16 protein-coding genes are annotated in these 18,540 nt (G+C 58.4%); 9 read left to right on the top strand and 7 right to left on the bottom strand.

From position 1 onward, the window contains the following. Positions 1 to 20 precede the first annotated feature (20 nt). The 3 genes from serA to mnmH all read left to right on the top strand — a co-directional run bounded on the left by serA (position 21) and on the right by mnmH (position 3,585). Entirely contained in the window at positions 21 to 1,616 is a 1,596-nt protein-coding gene (serA, locus tag K3729_04390) for a phosphoglycerate dehydrogenase (GenBank protein UWR00025.1), read from the top strand. 117 nt (positions 1,617 to 1,733) lie between these two features. After that, positions 1,734 to 2,522, top strand: coding sequence for a serine/threonine protein phosphatase (locus K3729_04385; protein ID UWR00024.1), 789 nt, complete (start codon positions 1,734 to 1,736; stop codon positions 2,520 to 2,522). Positions 2,523 to 2,529: 7 nt separating this feature from the next. Then, complete coding sequence (gene mnmH, locus K3729_04380; protein UWR00023.1) at positions 2,530 to 3,585, top strand: tRNA 2-selenouridine(34) synthase MnmH; 1,056 nt, start codon at positions 2,530 to 2,532, stop codon at positions 3,583 to 3,585. Here mnmH and selD read toward each other — a convergent pair. From selD to K3729_04355, 5 genes are read right to left on the bottom strand one after another with little or no spacing between them, the layout of a single operon-like run. Further along, entirely contained in the window at positions 3,569 to 5,737 is a 2,169-nt protein-coding gene (selD, locus tag K3729_04375) for a selenide, water dikinase SelD (GenBank protein UWR00022.1), read from the bottom strand. The two genes, mnmH and selD, sit on opposite strands and share 17 nt — an antisense overlap. Before the next feature lie 25 nt (positions 5,738 to 5,762). After that, a complete protein-coding gene (locus K3729_04370; GenBank protein UWR00021.1) occupies positions 5,763 to 6,308 on the bottom strand; it encodes a pyridoxamine 5'-phosphate oxidase family protein in 546 nt (181 codons plus the stop codon). After that, positions 6,301 to 7,335, bottom strand: a complete 1,035-nt coding sequence (locus tag K3729_04365; protein UWR00020.1) for an iron ABC transporter permease — start codon at positions 7,333 to 7,335, stop codon at positions 6,301 to 6,303. Before K3729_04365 ends, K3729_04370 begins: the two co-directional genes overlap by 8 nt. Next, positions 7,325 to 9,715, bottom strand: a complete 2,391-nt coding sequence (locus K3729_04360) for an FtsX-like permease family protein (protein ID UWR00019.1) — start codon at positions 9,713 to 9,715, stop codon at positions 7,325 to 7,327. Before K3729_04360 ends, K3729_04365 begins: the two co-directional genes overlap by 11 nt. Further along, positions 9,712 to 10,368: an ABC transporter ATP-binding protein gene (locus K3729_04355; protein UWR00018.1), complete on the bottom strand. Its 657-nt coding sequence runs from the start codon at positions 10,366 to 10,368 to the stop codon at positions 9,712 to 9,714. The genes K3729_04360 and K3729_04355 overlap by 4 nt, the downstream gene beginning before the upstream one ends. Positions 10,369 to 10,512: 144 nt before the next feature. On the opposite strand from K3729_04355, the gene K3729_04350 reads away from it, so the two are divergent. Both K3729_04350 and recQ read left to right on the top strand, forming a co-directional pair. Then, entirely contained in the window at positions 10,513 to 11,688 is a 1,176-nt protein-coding gene (locus tag K3729_04350) for an acetyl-CoA C-acyltransferase family protein (GenBank protein ID UWR00017.1), read from the top strand. Between the two features lie 227 nt (positions 11,689 to 11,915). Continuing rightward, a complete protein-coding gene (recQ, locus tag K3729_04345; GenBank protein ID UWR00016.1) occupies positions 11,916 to 13,952 on the top strand; it encodes a DNA helicase RecQ in 2,037 nt (678 codons plus the stop codon). A gap of 3 nt (positions 13,953 to 13,955) precedes the next feature. Here the strand turns inward: recQ and K3729_04340 are convergent, their stop codons facing one another. Both K3729_04340 and K3729_04335 read right to left on the bottom strand, forming a co-directional pair. After that, positions 13,956 to 14,648 carry an anti-sigma factor gene (locus K3729_04340; GenBank protein ID UWR00015.1) on the bottom strand — a complete coding sequence of 231 codons (693 nt, stop codon included), beginning with the start codon at positions 14,646 to 14,648 and terminating at the stop codon, positions 13,956 to 13,958. Continuing rightward, positions 14,648 to 15,184: a sigma-70 family RNA polymerase sigma factor gene (locus K3729_04335; protein UWR00014.1), complete on the bottom strand. Its 537-nt coding sequence runs from the start codon at positions 15,182 to 15,184 to the stop codon at positions 14,648 to 14,650. The genes K3729_04340 and K3729_04335 overlap by 1 nt, the downstream gene beginning before the upstream one ends. Before the next feature lie 192 nt (positions 15,185 to 15,376). Here K3729_04335 and yaaA point away from each other — a divergent pair, with 192 nt between their 5' ends. From yaaA to K3729_04315, 4 genes are all read left to right on the top strand, one after another. Next, entirely contained in the window at positions 15,377 to 16,156 is a 780-nt protein-coding gene (gene yaaA / locus K3729_04330) for a peroxide stress protein YaaA (GenBank protein UWR00013.1), read from the top strand. A gap of 69 nt (positions 16,157 to 16,225) precedes the next feature. Further along, positions 16,226 to 16,873, top strand: a complete 648-nt coding sequence (locus K3729_04325) for a histidine phosphatase family protein (protein UWR00012.1) — start codon at positions 16,226 to 16,228, stop codon at positions 16,871 to 16,873. A gap of 11 nt (positions 16,874 to 16,884) precedes the next feature. Further along, complete coding sequence (locus K3729_04320) at positions 16,885 to 17,493, top strand: glutathione S-transferase family protein (protein UWR00011.1); 609 nt, start codon at positions 16,885 to 16,887, stop codon at positions 17,491 to 17,493. Continuing rightward, positions 17,490 to 18,530: a saccharopine dehydrogenase gene (locus K3729_04315; protein ID UWR00010.1), complete on the top strand. Its 1,041-nt coding sequence runs from the start codon at positions 17,490 to 17,492 to the stop codon at positions 18,528 to 18,530. The genes K3729_04320 and K3729_04315 overlap by 4 nt, the downstream gene beginning before the upstream one ends. The last annotated feature ends 10 nt before the right edge of the window (positions 18,531 to 18,540 follow it).

Here is an 18,540-nt window from a genome sequence, read left to right as displayed (position 1 = left end):
CAAGTTGAAGGACCATTCCAATGGCCGCTCCTAAAGTACTGATTTCCGACAAACTCTCTGCTGCCGCAGTCCAGATTTTCAAAGACCGAGGCATCGACGTTGATTTCCAGCCTGACCTTGGCAAAGACAAGGACCTGCTGCTGGCCGCGATCCCGCATTACGACGGTCTTGCGATCCGCTCTGCGACTAAAGCGACCCAGAAAATCATCGAGGCCGCCACGAACCTGAAGGTCATCGGCCGCGCCGGTATCGGCACCGACAACATCGACAAAGAAGCGGCATCCAAAGCCGGTATCATTGTCATGAACACGCCATTCGGCAACATGATCACCACGGCTGAACATGCTATTGCAATGATGTTCGCTGTTGCGCGTCAAATCCCGGAGGCATCCGCATCTACCCACGCGGGTAAATGGGAAAAGTCCAAGTTCATGGGTGTTGAACTGACGGGCAAAACGCTTGGCGTGATCGGCGCAGGCAACATCGGCGGGATCGTGTGTGACCGTGCAAAAGGCCTGTCCATGAAAGTCATGGCCTACGATCCGTTCCTTGGCGAAGACAAAGCCAACGAGATGGGCGTGAAGAAGGTCGAACTCGACGAACTGCTGGCAAACGCTGATTTCATCACGCTGCACGTGCCGTTCACGGATCAGACAGCCAACATTCTGTCGAAAGAAAACATCGCGAAAACTAAAAAAGGCGTGCGTATCGTCAACTGCGCCCGTGGTGGTCTGGTCGATGAGGAAGCACTGGCTGAGGCATTGAAATCCGGCCACGTGGCTGGTGCTGCGTTTGACGTCTTCGCGGTTGAACCCGCAACTGACAGCCCGCTGTTCAACCTGCCGAACGTCGTCTGCACACCGCACCTTGGTGCTGCAACAACCGAAGCCCAAGAAAACGTGGCCCTTCAGGTCGCAGAACAGATGTCCGACTACCTGCTGACAGGTGCGGTGTCCAACGCGCTGAACATGCCGTCCGTCACGGCAGAAGAAGCGAAGATCATGGGCCCATGGATCAAACTGTCCGGCCACCTTGGTAACTTTGCCGGTCAGGTGACTGACGAGCCGATCAAAGCGATCAACATCTTGTTCGACGGCGAAGCATCCGACATGAACCTCAAAGCGCTGACAGCAGCTGTCATCGCAGGCATCATGAAAAAGGTGAACCCGGATACGAACATGGTCTCCGCTCCTGTGATTGCAAAAGAACGCGGCATTCAGGTGTCCACAACAAAGCAGGACCAGTCCGGCACATTCGACGGCTACGTGAAAGTGACCGTTGTGACTGACGAAATGGAACGGTCCATCGCGGGCACAGTGTTTAGCGACGGTAAGCCACGCTTTATCCAGATCAAAGGCATCAACATCGACGCCGAGATCGGTGAACATATGCTCTACACGACCAACAAAGACGTACCGGGCATCATCGGGTCCTTGGGTCAAACGCTTGGTGCGCATGACGTCAACATCGCGAACTTTACTCTTGGCCGGTCCGCCGCGAAAGAGCAGGCCATTGCGATGCTTTACGTCGATGAACCTGTGCCAGCCGATGCGCTGAAGGCGTTAGCAGATACCGGCCTGTTCCAGAAAATCAAAACCCTCAAATTCGAGGTGTAAGCCAAGCGGGCCGCTCATTGATTGAGCGGCCCTTTTGCTTCTTTGACGTCTTCCAAATCCCCGCCGGAGGCTCCCGCACTATCCGCGCGTGTAACTTACAATTTCAGGACACACCTTATGATCTACGCAATTGGTGACATTCACGGTCAGATCGAAATGCTCGACCATGCGCTTGACCTTATTGAACAGGATGGCGGTCCGGACGCGGAAATCGTGTTCTTGGGTGATTATACCGATCGTGGCCTGAATTCTTGCGCAGTGATTGACCGTCTGATTGCGGGTCAGAAGGCTGGTAAAAACTGGCGCTTCATCATGGGCAATCACGACCGATTCTTCGCCAACTTCGTCACGATGGGCAAACAGCACGATCCGCGTGTCGCCTCAGGCATCAACTGGCTGAACCCACGTCTGGGCGGGACCAATACGATCGCGTCCTACGGCGTTAAAGGCGAAGCCATTTTCGCGGCGCATACCCGTGGCGAACAGGAAATACTGCTGCACTATCAAACCGATGCTGGTGCGTTGACACCTGATCAGGTACAGCAGGCCGCAGCAAAGGCTGTTCCGCAGGCCCATATTGATTTCATCAATGCGTTGCCGCTGACCATTGAAACGGACGATCTGCTTTTCGTGCACGCAGGCATCATGCCGGGCGTCGCACTAGCCGACCAAGACCCCGAAGATCTGCTTTGGATACGCGAAGGGTTCTTGGACGATAAAACCGATCACGGCAAACTTGTCGTGCACGGCCACACAGCGCTAGAGGCACCGACCCATTTCGGCAATCGCGTCGATCTGGACGCAGGTGCCGGTTATGGCCGCCCGTTGATCCCCGCCGTGTTTGTCGGTCGGGACTGTTATATCTTGACCGAGACTGGCAGGGTGCCATTGATCCCAGCCGATTAAGGCCACCATGCCCGTCAAATTCGCGACCCTTCACGATATTGCAGACCATAACGCGGACACGATTATTGATGTCCGTTCACCTGCGGAATTTGCGCAAGATCGCGTCCCCGGTGCGATCAATCTGCCCGCCCTCAGCAACGATCAACGTGCCGAAATTGGCACGATGTATGTCCGTGACAGTGCCTTTCGCGCCCGCAAACGTGGGGCTGCGATGGTGGCCCGTAATGTTGCCGATCATTTGGACGGACCTTTGCGCGATCACGACGGTGGTTGGCAGCCGTTGGTCTATTGCTGGCGGGGCGGTCAACGGTCAGGGTCGTTTGCGTCGATCTTACAGCAAATCGGGTGGCGCGCTGAAACGATTGCAGGTGGTTATCAAAGCTACCGCCGGTTGGTGCATGACTATCTGTATGAGGCGCCGTTGCCGCACCGGATTGTTCTGATGGACGGGAACACCGGCACCGGCAAAACGGCTGTGCTCGGGCATCTTAGGGACCGCGGTATCCAGACGATTGATCTGGAATCCCTTGCCGCCCATCGCGGGTCGCTATTGGGGGGTACTGACGCCCCGCAACCAGCCCAGAAAGCGTTTGAAACGGCACTTGCGCAGGCGTTTATCGCCTGTGATCCATCAATGCCCGTCGTGATCGAGGCAGAAAGCAGCAAGATTGGTCGGATTAACCTGCCCCCGTCGGTTTGGTCAGCCATGTGCGCCGCCCCGCGTGTGATGATCGCAGCCTCAGTTGCGACGCGTGCTGCCTACTTGGCCAAGGCATACGCGGATGTATCGACGGATCTGACTGCGCTGTCTGAGCGCCTGCAACCGATGCGCTATATTCGGGGCCACGCTGTTGTGGATGCTTGGCAGGCGGCACTGGTGTCTGGTGATCTCCAAAACTTCGCGGCGTCGCTGATGGAAACGCATTACGACCCCGCCTATGACAAGGCACGTGGATTGCAAGAGCACCAATTGCTGGGGCAGATCACCGCCGAAACGCTTGATTCCGACGGGTTGCGGCGCACCGCAGATCAAATCTCCGCGTTGATTAATCGCGCAGAATGATCCGCCCGACCTGATCCGTGATCGTCCCGATCTGCGCGGCTGGATATCCGGCCTGTTTCAACTTTGCGATGACATCAGCGGCTTGTGACGGGTCAACAGCGGCGAGCAATCCACCTGCGGTTTGCGGGTCGAACATCAGGTCTGACAGCGCGGAGTTCGTGCATTCAACGCCTGCCACACCCGCCTTGTTGGAATCGAACAATGAGGACTGCTGCCCAGCTTCTGCCAATGTGCGCGCGCCCTGCATCAACGGCACGTCCGTTAAGGTGACTTCTGCACCGACGCCAGACGCCTCGCAGATACCCGCCAAATGCCCCGCAAGCCCGAAGCCTGTGACGTCGGTCATCGCATGCGCGTCTTTTAACACCGCCGCCGCGTCCGCCTGCCCTTGCACCATCTGGTGCAATGCGGCTGCGACGTCTGCGCCTGCCGCTTTGCATTGCATTTCTGCCGCCATGATCACGCCGGACCCGATGGGTTTTGTTATGATCAGCGCGTCGCCCTTTTTGGCACCTTTCAGCGTGATCGGCTGTCCGTCCACCAGCCCCGTGACCGTGAAACCAATAGTCAGCGCGTCACCTTGCGACGTGTGTCCGCCGACGATAGCGGCACCTGCATCGGCGAAAACATCATGCGCTGTGGCCATGATTTCGGCCAAGGCGCGTTCCTGCAATATCTCTGACGTGCGCGGTAGGATGATCGTTGCGGTCGCGGCTTGTGGCTGCGCCCCCATCGCCCAGATATCGCCCAGCGCGTGAACGGCTGCGATACGCGTCATCATGACCGGATCGTCGATCATGGCACGCAGGTGGTCCGTCGATATGACTTGGGTCGCGCCACCCGTTTGCACGATTGCAGCATCATCACCCGCGACGGATTGGATGTCGTTCCTTTGCGTGTGTGGCAGGTGAGACAGCACGTTCCGCAACGCCCCGCGCCCGACCTTTGACCCGCATCCGCCACACATGGGTTTGTCACCAAGCGTTTCACGCACGCCCAGCGCGATCGTTTCCGGCAGATCAGGCAAGGCCATCGGGCTGAGCCCGTCGAACTGGTTCATAAAGGTTCGGTCGATGTGGTTCTTGAGCTTCCACAACAACGGCCCCTGCCGTGCCGTTCCGAACTTTTCAGCGAGCGCTGATTTCCCGCCAAGCGAGATCAGTTTTAGGTAATCCTTTTGCGGCTTATACGCCCGCAGATCACGCCCAGACAAATGGGCCTGAAGGTTATCGAATAAAACCGGCGCTTCGCGGACAGCATAGACGCCCGCCTTTGGACGCGGATCGAAGCTAAGGTGCGCACAATCGCCGACCGCAAAAACATCCGGATTGCTAGATTGCAGCTTGTCGTTGACGGTGATGAAGCCTTCGTGGATGTCCAGATCAAGCCCCGCCACCCAGTCATGCGGTTTTGCGCCCGCCGCACCGGTGGTGAAGTCGGATTTGATCAGCGTGCCGTCCGTCAGGATCACGCCGTGCGCCGCGATTTCAGCAACGTCTGCGTTTTCAATGAGCGTGACGCCTTGAGTTTCCAGCGCGGCGAGCACTTTACCTTTGGCCACGGACCCTAGATCTTTCAGGACGCGGCCCCGATCCACAAGCTGGACCACGGCGGCATCGGACCCGTCGCGGCGTAGGGCATGCGCCATCGCCATGGCAAGCTCTGCTCCTGCAACGCCGCCACCGATGATCGCGATATGCGGGTTCTTTGCCGTTGCACGGAAGGCGTCCCAGCGGCTTGCGAATTTGCCCAAAGGCTTGGCTGGAATGGCATTTTCCGTGAAGCCTTTCAGCGACGGCATTGTCGATGTGATCCCCACATCAACGGCGGTCACGTCATAGGCAATCGGTGGACGCCCCGGCACGCTGATGGTTTTGGCTGCCACGTCGATATGATCAACCGCCCCAAGAATGACCCGTGCGCTCGCAAAGCGGCCAAGCTGCACCAGATCGATGTCCAGTTCGTCCCGCGTGTAATGCCCTGCAACGAACCCCGGCAGCATGCCCGAATAGGGTGCCGTTGGTCCCGGATTGATGACCGTCAGGCGCACGCCGGGTAGCGGTTTCATCGCCCATGATCGCAGCACAAGCGCATGGGTGTGACCACCGCCAACAAGAACAAGATCACGGGTTTGGGGGAGCTGTGTATTCATGCCTCGTTTGATAGCGGCGCGATTGTTACGGCGCTAGCCACTTTCCGGTCCAGTCACCGACCTGTGAGAAAGCCGCACGCCGATGGATGTCACCGAGATATACCGTGTCAATATGGGTCGCCTGACAGGATAGGACGGCAAAGACGGCGGGATCGGGTTTCTTTGTGTAGGCGGTGCTTTCGGGGATTGGCTGGCCGGGTGCCGGCGTGATCCCATAGCTGTTTTTGGAATGATCCGGCACGGCGTTCCAACGGTCCATGACCGCATCACCGGTTAATATCGCGACGTCAGCTTGCACGCGGATTTGCAGCGCGAGGTCAGCATCCCAAAGGTGGATCGCCGCCTTTGGATTGTTACGCAGGCTGGTGATTTTGTCGGACTGCAGATCGGTGTAGAGTTCCAAGTTGCGTGTTTTCGGATCGACGTCACGCAGCACCACGGTCCGCACCTCTGGCTGGCCGTCGATGCTGACGGTCCCTAATGCCACATGCGCCCGCTCAGCCGCCCCTTGCGTCAGCCGATCCCATACCTGCGCCTGTGTCCCGTCGAGCGTTTCCCACCAGTTATTCATAGCCTGTCATCTCCAAATATCCGCGACCTGTGTGGCTACCTGTGATCCGCACCGGTCCTTCCCAATAGGGCACTGATGTTGTCATCCATGCGTCTGTGTTGATGGCCGTCACCGTTGCATCGACGCCCTTGTCGGCCAATTGGACCCGCCATGTCGTCGGAACAGTTGCGCCGCTGGTATCGGACATAGCCAGCGGTTCGGCCTGAAACGCACCGTCTGGGTAGGCGGTTGTCGTCCCATCGCTGTCGATCCAAGTGGCCGACGAATAGGCACTGCCGTCGGATTGACGCAGCAGGAAGCCCATCATCTTGGTCCCGTCATCGAACGAGAGCGAAAACCAGTCCCAGCCAGTTTGATCCGCGGCCAACGGTTGCGATGACCATTCGCGGTCGAGCCATGCGCTGCCCGTGACTGCGACCTGCCCGTCAGGCAAGGTAAGCGTACCTGCGATGTCGAAATAGGGTTGAGAATAGTAATAGGACGCCTGCCCCCCCGCCGATTTCACAGAATAGCCAGCGTCGCCGTGAAAGATCAGCGGGCCTTGCGCGGTCAGGTCCATGTCGTAGGCGAAATCAGGGCCACTGGCGGTCATGTCCAGCGTCGTCCAATTCCCTACCAAAGTCCAATCGTCGATCCATGCTTCAAACGGGTCCGCTGTCACACCCGCCTGCCCGATCCCGCCGCGCCCGATCCGTTCGGTGACGTAGTGGTCGGTTGGCGTGGTGACAGCCGCGTGCCCCATCCACAGTTGTGGGGCGGTCCAACCTGCGCCTGCTTCGGGGGCCAAAGCGGACCGGAACAACGTCCATTGCAGGCCGTAGTCGGTGCCGTCTTCGGCTTGCAGGTTCGCCGTCAGATACCACCATTCGATGCGGTAGTCGTTGTGCGGACCGTGGTCTGTGGGGAAATCAAACACAGGATCCGGCGTCGGTACGCTGAACCCGTCCGCGTCACCGCCGAGGCCGGCAAACCCTTGGGCTTGTGCCATGATCGGGCATAGCGCCAAGAAGATAGTTTTAACGTTCATGGGAAAACACCTTGAGCAGATCAGCAGGCGGGGTGCGGGCCAGCCTGATGGCGGGCCAAAGGGCGGCGACAGCGGCTGCGAGAACCGCGAAACCGAACAGCCTCACGTAATCCCACGGGAAGAAATACATCGGCAGTTCCCACCCGAAGGCCGCGACGTTCACGACCGCTAGTAGTGCCCACGCTAGCCCAAGGCCCAGCGGCAAGGCGATGACTGCAGTAAGCAACGCAAGCAAGATTGCACGCAATACTTCGAGCCGCCCGAGTTGTTTGCGCGTCACGCCCACCGCCCAAGCAGGGGCAAGCTGTGGGACGCGCATCGTGGCCAATGTCAGCAAGCTCATCAGAATCGCGAAACCAGCGACGGCGAGTGTCAGCACATTCAATGCTGTTGTGACGATGAAGGTGCGATCAAAGACGTCGAGCGAAAACGCTTTGATCCCCGCTTGGTTGATCATGTTCGCCTCTGGGATGCCGACCTCTTCGTTTAGGATCATCCGCACGCGACCCACATCGCCGTCGGTGATCCGTAGGCCAAACCGCAGCGGGCTGATGTCGGGGTACATCCGTGCGAAGATATCTTCGCCGATCACAGCCTGCCCGATCGGGTTGCCGTAATCCCCATAAACGCCCGCGATCACCAGCGGTTCGCCGTCGACGTCCAGCGTATCACCGACCCGCAAATCCGCCCGCCGGAACAATTGTTCGTTGATCAAGATTGCCTCGCCTGCCTCAACGCGGTCCCACGGCGCGTCACCGCTTTCCAGCAAGATCCAGTTGTCGCGATAGGTGCTGTGGATGCGGGTGCCGTAGACTTCGGTCTGGATGCCTTCCAGCGGGATTGTGGCCGCCATGATGGGCAGGACGATGTCCACTTCGGGTGCGATCCGGTCGATAATGGCGTCGGCTTGCACTGTGTCGGTGGCCGTGACGTACAGTTCCGACGCGAGGCGTTGATCAAGGAAACCGACGAAGGTCAGGCGAAAACTGCTGACCATCGTCGACACGCCCACGTTTGCCGCCATCGCAAGCAACAAGGCCATGAGCGCGAGCGATAGACCCGGTAGTTGCTGCCGCGTGTCCGCCCAAAACCATTGCGCGATGACGCCTTTGGCGCGGTTCGCCCCGAAAGCCAAACAAACGCTAAGGATCACAGGCAGACCAAGCGCCGCGCCAATCAAAAGGGCCGCGAGCATGGCGAAACCTGCGACCAGTCCCTGTGCAGTCAGTGCCAAGATGACTGCCGTGCCGATTAGAACCGCCGCCAATATGCCTTGCACCTGCGCGCGGCGTCCTGCCGCCATCGCCATGGCGCGGGGTTGTGCCGCGGCGAGCAATGGCATCCGGCTGAGTTTCCATAGTGCCCCTGCCGCTGCGACGGCTGTGCCGCCCAGCGCAATCGCCAGACCTGACAGCCACCAACTGGGGCGCAGTTGCAGGGTGCCAGCCACCTCTGCCCCGTAAAGTCCGTTCAACGTCGCGGCGACCCCCGGCAGTAAAAGCCCCGCGATGACGTACCCAAGCGCCACCCCGATGATGCCCGCAACGAGCGCCATGAGCATAAGTTCGACCGCGATCAGCCCGATCAAACGGTTCAACGGCACGCCCAGCGCCCGCAACGTGCGAACGACGGGCCTGCGCTGTTCAAACGCGAGACCAATCGCCCCGTTCACGATGAAAATGCCGACGGCAAAGGACAGCAGTCCAAATGCGGTGAGATTAAGATGAAAACTATCGGTGAGCTTCGCCACATCAGATCCAGCTTGGGCGGTACGACGGATCAGGTTCGGGGCGATCTCTGTCAGTGGTGTTTGCACGATGGGCTGGTCAGCCGCAACGACAAGCAGATCAATTTGATCGGAACGATTAAGAAGACGCTGCGCGACGCCGATGTCAGTATAGGCGACATTCGGGGCGGTTTCCGGTGTGATAACGCCGTCCACGTCCAACGCGCCCAAGGCCGCAATTGTGTCAGCTGTGCCGAAGATTTGGCCGTTGCTCGACAGAAATGCGCCAATGTCCGCACCTGCCACAAGATCAACGGGACCAAGACCACCCGGCGCAGTCAGCGGATCGATCCCGATCAGACGAACGCCGTTGATCTGCCCTTCGACAACGGGACTGACCAGCCAGCCCGCGCGGCGCAGTGCGACATAATCGGTTTGGGCAATCGGTGCGTCCTCGCTGGACACGAGTTGATCAAAACTGGCTTCGCCCAAGGTCGCGGCGGCATTGTCGTAGCTGGCGCGCGCTTCTGCGTTCACGGCCTGCACGCCGGACCACAATGCGGTCGCCAGCGCCAATCCGGCCAGCAAAGTGAACAATTGCAAGGGATTGCGCCGCCAGTGCGACAGGAGTGCAGAAAGGGCGGCCCGCGTCACGCGACCTGCCCTGCCCGCAGATGAACGCGCCGCGCGAGACGCCCCGCTAGCGCGTCGGAATGCGTGACCATCAACAGGCCAGCCCCCGTATCGGCAACCAGCGCCAGCATCAGGGACATGACGTCGTCCGCTGTCGCCTCGTCCAGATTACCAGTAGGTTCATCCGCCAGCACCAGCTTGGGGCGCGGGGCCAGCGTGCGGGCAATCGCCACGCGCTGTTGTTGCCCACCAGACAGTTGTTCCGGATATTTGCGCAGATGCGGGGTCAGGCCCATGCTATCAGCAAGGTGTGCGTTCCATGCAGTGTCGTTCGTGCCCGCAAGACGGGCCTGAAACGCGATATTGTCCGCGACCCGCAGGCTTGGGATCAGGTTGAACTGCTGAAAGACGACGCCAACGGTGCCACGCCGCAGCGTCGCACGACCCGTGTCATCCATCGCGGCAATGTCCACGCCATCAATCATGATCTGCCCCTGATCTGGCGTATCAAGACCGCCAATCAGATGAAGCAGCGTGCTTTTGCCACTGCCGCTTTCACCGGTTAACGCGAGGCTTTCGCCAGCGTCTAATGTCAGGTCGACACCGCGCAGCACCGCGAACGGCCCATCAGCGGTGTGAAATGTCTTGTGAATATTGGTCGCGTTCAGCAGCATCGGCATCTTCCTTTGCCCCAGACCTAACACGCCAGAGGCGAGAGGAAAGCGCAGGTCGCGGGCGTTGTGAAGATTTATGACCCAACGTCCTACCTCGCGCTGGCCTGTGTTTGCGATAAGCAGGGCGAAACGGGAGGATTTACTATGACGGATATCGTAATTTTGGGTGGCGCGCGGACAGCGATCGGCGGCTTTGGCGGGTCATTGGCGGGAACGACGCCGATCACGCTTGGCACGACCGTCGCGCAGGCGGCGATCAGCCGTGCGGGCATTGCAGCGGATCAAATCGGCCAAGTCGCATTCGGGCACGTGATCAACACAGAGCCCAAAGACATGTACGTCAGCCGCGTCGCCGCGATGCAAGCGGGCGTGCCGGATACCGTGCCTGCGATGAACGTGAACCGTTTATGCGGGTCTGGTGTGCAAGCGATTGTGTCGATGTTCCAAGCGCTGTCGCTGGGTGACGCCGATTTCGCGTTGGCGGGCGGGACTGAAAACATGTCGCGGTCGCCTTACATCATGACCGACGCCCGTTGGGGCGCGAAGATGGGTGATATCAAGTCCCAGGACATGATGCTCGGCGCGTTGAACTGTCCGTTCGGGACAGGCCATATGGGCGTGACGGCAGAAAACGTGGCGGGTGAACACAGCATCACACGCGAAGACCAAGACGCCTTTGCGATGGAAAGCCAGACACGTGCGGCCGCCGCGATTGCAGCAGGTCGGTTTGACGATCAGATCGTTCCGGTCGAAGTACGCAAACGCCGCGACACTGTTGAATTTGCCACGGATGAACATCCAAAGGCCACAACACTGGATGCACTCGCAGGCCTGCGTCCTGCATTCCAGAAAGACGGCAGCGTCACGGCTGGCAACGCATCAGGCCTGAACGACGGGGCTGCTGCGATTGTTATGGCAACGGAAGCGGCAGCGGTCGCGGCTGGCCTGACGCCAGCGTTCCGCGTTTTGGGCTACGCCCACGCAGGTGTACGGCCAGAAGTTATGGGCATCGGGCCTGTGCCTGCTGTGCAAAATCTGTTGAAGAAAACCGGCCTAAAGGCGTCTGATTTCGATGTGATCGAATCCAACGAAGCCTTTGCCGCGCAGGCCATCGCAGTTAATCGCGCCCTTGAACTGGACCCCACGAAGGTCAACCCGAATGGTGGTGCGATTGCGCTTGGCCATCCGGTTGGCGCGACAGGTGCGATCATCACGGTGAAGGCGATGTATGAACTGGAACGCATCAGCGGCAAACGCGCTTTGATCACGATGTGCATCGGTGGCGGTCAGGGCATCGCGCTTGCGATTGAGCGGCTCTGATTTCATCTGTCCGTAATAACTGGACTGGCCTCCGCAAATGTCGCGCGCGGGGGCCAGCCCCCGCTAGTCGCATTTTCTAGAAAATGCGATGCCTGCGGCGCAGGTATTTATGACCAAAAGAAGCGGTGCGGCGGCGTATCACCGCATCCTTCGCCCTTGTTTAGAGGGCATTCATATGAGACTGTTAGGCAAACGAGCAGATAACAAAAAACAACAGGATTTCCCCGATGGGCGCTACCACGCTACTTCGTGATGTGTTTGGATTCGATGCCTTCCGGCCCGGCCAACAAGACATTGTCGAAGCTGTTGTTGATGGGCGCAATACGCTGGCGATCATGCCAACGGGTGGCGGCAAATCCTTATGTTTTCAATTGCCAGCATTGGTCCGCGATGGTGTCACTGTCGTGATTTCCCCGCTGATTGCGTTGATGCGCGATCAGGTGCGGGGCCTGCGCGAAGCGGGGGTCGAGGCCGGTGCGCTAACGTCCGGCAATACGGATGAAGAAACCGACGCCGTCTGGCGCGGGCTTGAAGCCGGTACGCTGAAGCTGCTGTATATGGCCCCTGAACGTCTGTCATCGAGCGGGACGATTAATATGCTGCGCCGTGCGGGTGTCAGCATGATTGCTGTCGACGAGGCGCATTGTGTTTCCCAATGGGGCCATGATTTCCGTCCAGATTACCTGCGGATCGGTGAACTGCGGGCGACGCTGGATGTGCCATTGGCCGCATTTACCGCCACGGCAGATGCCGAGACCCAAGAAGAGATCATTCGCAAACTGTTCGACGGTGAAAAGCCTGCGACGTTTTTGTATGGTTTTGACCGCCCGAATATCCACCTCGCGTTTCAAGTGAAGGACGGGCCCCGCGCCCAAATCCTGAACTTTGCAAGTGCGCGCAAAGGCCAGTCCGGCATTGTCTATTGCGGCACGCGTGCAAAAACCGAAACGCTGGCGGGTGCGCTGCGCGAGGTCGGACATTCCGCCTGTTATTACCACGGCGGGATGGACGCCGAAGAACGTCGCGATGTGGAACGCCGCTTTCAGCAGGAAGACGGGTTGATCGTGGTTGCGACCGTGGCCTTCGGAATGGGGATCGATAAGCCTGACATCCGCTGGGTCGCGCATGCTGATCTGCCGAAATCCATTGAAGCGTATTACCAAGAAATCGGTCGTGCCGGTCGGGATGGTGATCCTGCTGAGACGCTGACGTTGTTTGGCCCCGACGATATCCGGTATCGCCGCCAGCAGATCGACGAAGGGATTGCGCCACCCGAAAGGCGTGCTGCTGATCATGGGCGTTTGAATGCGTTGCTAGGGTTGGCAGAGGCGCTGCGATGTCGGCGCGTAAATCTGCTGCGTTACTTTGGCGAAAATCCAGAGCCGTGCGGCAAATGTGATCTGTGCGATAAACCCGCCGAGATTTTCGATGCGACCACGCCTGTGCGCATGGCCTTGTCAGCCGCGTTGCGGACAGAAGAATGGTTCGGGTCGGGTCATCTGATCGACATTCTGCTTGGCGCAAATACGGACAAAATCCGCCAGCGTGGTCATGACAGCCTGCCGACTTATGGTGTCGGGAAGGAATACGACCGCCGCCAATGGCAGGCGATTTTCCGGCAGATGATGGGTCATGATCTGATGCGGCCTGATCCTGCGCGGCATGGTGCGCTGCGCATGACGGACGGGGCGATTCCGATTTTGAAGGGCGAAGCGTCGATTGAACTGCGCCGTGATACGATCCGCGCGGCAAAAGGTACGAGCCCGAAAGTCCGCCAGATGGTGAGCGAAGAAGACGCGCCGCTGCTGTCCGCGCTCAAAGCAAAGCGCCGTTATCTGGCCGAACAGGCAAACGCCCCTGCCTATATCATTTTCAACGACCGTACGTTGATCGAAATGGCCGAAAAGCGTCCCATGACGCTGGACGATATGGCCCGTATTGGCGGTGTCGGCGCGAAGAAACTGGAAAGCTACGGCAATGCGTTTCTTGAGGTGATCGCAGGCGAGGCAGAACAGCTGCATCCGCAGCGCCGCAAGCTGGCTGGTCGCAATGAAGGCGACGTTTATGATCGGTTGCTGGCTGTCCAGACCGACCTACAACGCGGCCCGCATGGTGCGGATAAACCGATGAGCCTGAATGCGTCGTTGCTGGCCAAAGTCGCACAACTGCGCGGCGCGGATAGCACGATGATCGAAAGGCTGATCGGCGAAAAATACGCCGAACGCTTTGGCGATGCGTTCCTTGAGGTGCTCGAAAGCGCTTAAGCGTTACAGACGCGTCATTTCCGCGACAGCCAAGACGTCACCAGTTGGCAGACCGGTCGGCGATCCACCTAGCGGTTCGTCACTAACGGCAAGGCTCCAGTTATCGACGCCATCGAACCACGCGGCGGGCAAGCGGATCGTTGCGGTCGGATCATCGGTCAAAACACCCACAGGGCGCGGTTCGACACCATCGACAAGACACCAAAGCTGTAAGCTACGACCATCGTTCGCGGCACCTGATGTCCGTGTGATTTGGATATTTTCAGCACCGACATCGTAAACTGCCAAGATACGCAGATCATCGTTTTCGGCGGCCAGTTCGGACACATATGTCGGCCCTACGGCAACAGGTTCGGTTGGCCCAAACAAGATCAGCGTTGACGCGATTGCCGCACCCGACAAGACGACGGTCAGACCTTTCCAGAACCCGACCCGTCCCAGAAGGCCCGGAGCCGGATCGACACCAAACAGGCGTTCCATCAGGTCGGATTTTGCGATGCCGGACGGGGTCACGGGCATGATTTCGTCAGTCAGCGGTGCAAGCCGGTCTTCCCATTCGCGCACTTGTGCTGCGAATTCAGGATCAGACGCGGCACGCGCCGCCGCTGCCCGATGGGCGTCGTCAGGCAACACGCGCAAAACGTATTCGGCTGCAAATTCGGTGTCGTCGGGGGTCATGTCTGCTTGTTTGCTCATTACGACATACACTCCCGCAGTGCGATAAGGCCGCGCCGTAACCAAGTGCGCATTGTGTTCAGAGGTACGTTAAATTTCGTGGCAAGGTCGGCATATGGCAAACCGTCTAGGTAGGCTGCTTTGATGGCCGCGCTGCGTGTTGGTTCCAATTCGCCAAAGCATTTGGTGATGCGCCGTGCCTCTGCCGATGCGATCACTTGTCCTTCGGCGGTTGGGCCAGATGCTGCGATCGTGTCTGTATAATCTTCGATGTCGACAGATGGTTTGTTCGCCCGCAACCGGTCAATGGCCGTATTGCGCGCAATCGTGATCAACCACGTCATCGGGCTATAGCCGTTTACCGCAAAGCGGTCGGCATTTTTCCAGACTTTGATAAACGTGTCCTGCATGGCGTCCTCTGCTGCGGCGCGGTCATGTAAGATACGCAGGCACACCCCCAAAAGTTTCGCGCTAGTGGCATCATAAAGCGCATTAAATGCTTTACGATCGCCAAGGGCGACGCTGCTGATCAGGGTTTCAATTTCTAATCGGTTCATAGGGTTGCGGGCCTTTGGTCGCTTCGGCTGCAGGGTACAGACCTTAGGGATACCGCAGTTCTATCGCACCCGCATTAACAAATGTGACCTAAACGTAAATTGAAACGCTGGCCGAATTGAACCGCTGGACTGGTCAACGCGAACCTGCGTGATACATCTACGCCAACGCCCGCTGCCAGAGGAACATGCGCCATGTTGACCGTCATTTCGCCCGCCAAATCACTGGACATGGATCCCGTCGACATTACGGTCACGCAACCGGATTTTCAGGCGGACGCCGTGCGGTTGTCAAAGACCGCCAAGAACCTGACATTGGGCGGTTTGCGCGATCTGATGAGCATCTCTGACGACTTGGCGCGCCTGAATCGCGACCGTTTTCGCGCCTTCGCAGCAGAGCCTACGCCGGACATGACAAAGCCTGCTGCATTGGCGTTCAACGGCGATACATATCAGGGGTTAGAGGCGAAGACGCTGGAACCCGACGATCTGAATTGGGCCCAAGATCATTTGCGGATTTTGTCCGGTCTGTACGGATTGTTGCGCCCACTGGATGCGATCCAGCCTTACCGTCTGGAAATGGGTAGCCGTTTGAAAACGCGGCGCGGCAAGTCTTTGTACGACTACTGGGGTGACGACATCGCAAAGGCGCTGAATGCACAGGCGGATGCGTTGGACACCGACACCTTGGTCAATTGCGCATCGCAGGAATATTTCGGGGCTGCGGACCGCAAGGCGCTGAAGCTGCGCGTCATCACCCCCCAATTTATGGAAGTGAAAGACGACAAGCCCCGCATCGTGTCGTTCTTTGCAAAACGCGCACGCGGTGCCATGGCCCGTTTTCTGACCGAAGAACGCGCAACCGATGCCGAACAAGTGAAGGATTTCACGACGGGCGGATATGCCTTTGATCCGGACCTGTCTGAGGGCGACAAATGGGTTTTCGTGCGCCCCTACCCTGACACCAAAGCCTAAGATCACCACACACATTGCCAAGTTGAGTCAGACCCCCTACCTCTGGCCTTGCGACAAAAAGGGATTGTTATGGGCGAAATTACACTGGTGCGGCACGGGCAGGCGAACTCTGCTGCGGACAATGAAATCGACTACGATAAACTGTCGGAATTGGGTCACCAGCAGGCCAAATGGCTGGGTGAATGGATCCACGCACATGATGGCCCCTTTGACGCCATCTTCAGCGGATCGCTGCGCCGTCAGAAAGAAACAGCCGCCGGTATGGGGTTTACTGACGTGACCGTAGACGAGCGGTTGAACGAGATCGCCTATTACGATCTGACCGACGAAATGGCCGCCCATCAACCCGAAACCACCCGCACATCGCCCGAGGATTTCGTGACCCATTTCCCTGCGACACTGTCTGCGTGGAAAGACGGCCACATCAAGGGAACCGAGACTTATCAAGATTTTACCGATCGTGTGCAGGCCGTGATGGATATGGCCGCACAACCCGGTCGTCGGATTTTGTGTGTCACGTCTGGCGGGATCATTGCCCAGTCGGTGTCCCGCATCCTTGGTCTGGATATTCCGCAAATGGCCCGTATCGCACTGCCGATCCTGAACACATCTGTGCACCGCATTCATGTGACGGATCATGGGCCGTTGGTATCCACCTTTAACAGTTCACCGCATTTGGACCACGCTGACCGACTGACCGCCCGCACCCATTATTGATTGGACCGCCCATGTTGACGCTACACTACGCCCCCAAAACGATATCAATCGCTGTGGCAATTACGCTTGAGGAAGTGGGTCTTGCCTACGACGCGGTTGCCGTCGATTTCGCAAGCGGCGCGCAGGCGAAAGAACCGTATCTGAGCGTGAACCCTAAAGGCCGTGTGCCGGCCTTGGTCACGGCTGCAGGTACCTTGACCGAAACAGGTGCGATCCTTGAATTCATCGCGGAAACAAGCGGTCAGTTGATCCCTGATACCCCGATGGCGACAGCGCGTATGCGCGAAGCGATGTTCTATCTGGCGTCAACGATGCATGTGAACCACGCCCATAAAATGCGGGGGCATCGCTGGGCCGATCAACAGTCCAGTTTTGATGATATGACCGCAAAGGTCTCTGAAACCATGGCCGCGTCATGCGCATATCTTGAAGAGATGCTGGCGCTTGATCCTTTTGTGACCAAGGACTTTAGCCTTGCTGATCCTTATCTGTTTATGGTGCTGTCTTGGGTGCCTGGTGACGGTGTTGATCTTGCAGCCTATCCAAAGCTGTCCGCCTTCGTCGATATGATGAAAACCCGCCCGTCCGTTCAGGCCGTCATCGCGAAAGGCATGTTATGACCCATATTTGGCTACGCGCAGAACCACGTGCCCATGAAACGCGCGTTGGGCTGACGCCCGATGGTGCTGCCCAGATGATTGCGGCGGGATATCAAATTACGGTCGAGGACAGCGATGATCGCTGCATCCCTACGGCTGAATATGTGACCGCAGGGTGCGCGACCGCCGCCGCAGGCAGTTGGCCAGACGCGCCTGATGACGCGATCATCTTTGGTCTGAAAGAATTGCCCGAAGACGGCACGCCCCTGCGTCATCGCCACATTATGTTTGGTCATGCCTATAAGGGTCAGCCAAGCGGTCGCGTTCTGCTTGATCGGTTTCAGGCGGGTGGTGGTACGCTTTTTGATCTGGAATATCTTGTTGATCCCGACGGTCGCCGGATCGCCGCGTTTGGGTATTGGGCAGGCTATGCGGGTGCTGCGATGTCGTTGCTGGCATGGGCCGCGCAACAAGTTGGCGGCGTTCAGGTTGATGTGCAGGGTGTCAAGGATGCGCTAGATTTACAGGACCGGATCAAGACGGCCCTTGCGGGTCACACCCCATCAACGTTGATCATTGGGGCGCTGGGGCGTGTCGGCACAGGTGCTGCCGATTTGTGTCATGCGTTGGGCCTGCGTGTTGTCGGTTGGGACATGGCCGAAACGGCCAGCGGCGGGCCGTTCCCAGAAGTCCTCCAGCACGACATTTTCCTGAATTGCATTTTGGCCCGCCCCGGCACACCCGTGTTTGTACCAGCGACCACCCCGACGGATGAACGTAAACTGACAGTGATTGGCGATATTGCCTGTGATCCGGACAGCGATTTTTCACCGATCAAGGTCTATGACCAAGCGACGACTTGGGCTGCGCCGAACCTGCGTGTGCACGACGATCCACCGTTGGACGTGATGGCGATTGATAACCTGCCGTCGCTGCTACCGCGCGAAAGTAGCGAAGATTTCGCAGGGCAGCTGTTGCCGCACCTGATGGGGCTGGATGATTTGGGTCAGGGTGTTTGGGGACGTGCGAAAGCCACGTTTGACGAAAACATCAGCTAAGCTGATGGAA

It is taken from the genome of Rhodobacteraceae bacterium S2214 (assembly GCA_025141675.1).
GTDB lineage: Bacteria > Pseudomonadota > Alphaproteobacteria > Rhodobacterales > Rhodobacteraceae > Yoonia.
This window is presented reverse-complemented; position numbering and strand designations above follow the sequence as displayed.

Coding starts and splice junctions, on each gene's coding strand:
- serA (UWR00025.1), top strand. CDS start 21: ATGGCCGCTCCTAAAGTACTGATTTCCGACAAACTCTCTGCTGCCGCA.
- K3729_04385 (UWR00024.1), top strand. CDS start 1,734: ATGATCTACGCAATTGGTGACATTCACGGTCAGATCGAAATGCTCGAC.
- mnmH (UWR00023.1), top strand. CDS start 2,530: ATGCCCGTCAAATTCGCGACCCTTCACGATATTGCAGACCATAACGCG.
- selD (UWR00022.1), bottom strand. CDS start 5,737: ATGAATACACAGCTCCCCCAAACCCGTGATCTTGTTCTTGTTGGCGGT.
- K3729_04370 (UWR00021.1), bottom strand. CDS start 6,308: ATGAATAACTGGTGGGAAACGCTCGACGGGACACAGGCGCAGGTATGG.
- K3729_04365 (UWR00020.1), bottom strand. CDS start 7,335: ATGAACGTTAAAACTATCTTCTTGGCGCTATGCCCGATCATGGCACAA.
- K3729_04355 (UWR00018.1), bottom strand. CDS start 10,368: ATGCTGCTGAACGCGACCAATATTCACAAGACATTTCACACCGCTGAT.
- K3729_04350 (UWR00017.1), top strand. CDS start 10,513: ATGACGGATATCGTAATTTTGGGTGGCGCGCGGACAGCGATCGGCGGC.
- recQ (UWR00016.1), top strand. CDS start 11,916: ATGGGCGCTACCACGCTACTTCGTGATGTGTTTGGATTCGATGCCTTC.
- K3729_04340 (UWR00015.1), bottom strand. CDS start 14,648: ATGAGCAAACAAGCAGACATGACCCCCGACGACACCGAATTTGCAGCC.
- K3729_04335 (UWR00014.1), bottom strand. CDS start 15,184: ATGAACCGATTAGAAATTGAAACCCTGATCAGCAGCGTCGCCCTTGGC.
- yaaA (UWR00013.1), top strand. CDS start 15,377: ATGTTGACCGTCATTTCGCCCGCCAAATCACTGGACATGGATCCCGTC.
- K3729_04325 (UWR00012.1), top strand. CDS start 16,226: ATGGGCGAAATTACACTGGTGCGGCACGGGCAGGCGAACTCTGCTGCG.
- K3729_04320 (UWR00011.1), top strand. CDS start 16,885: ATGTTGACGCTACACTACGCCCCCAAAACGATATCAATCGCTGTGGCA.
- K3729_04315 (UWR00010.1), top strand. CDS start 17,490: ATGACCCATATTTGGCTACGCGCAGAACCACGTGCCCATGAAACGCGC.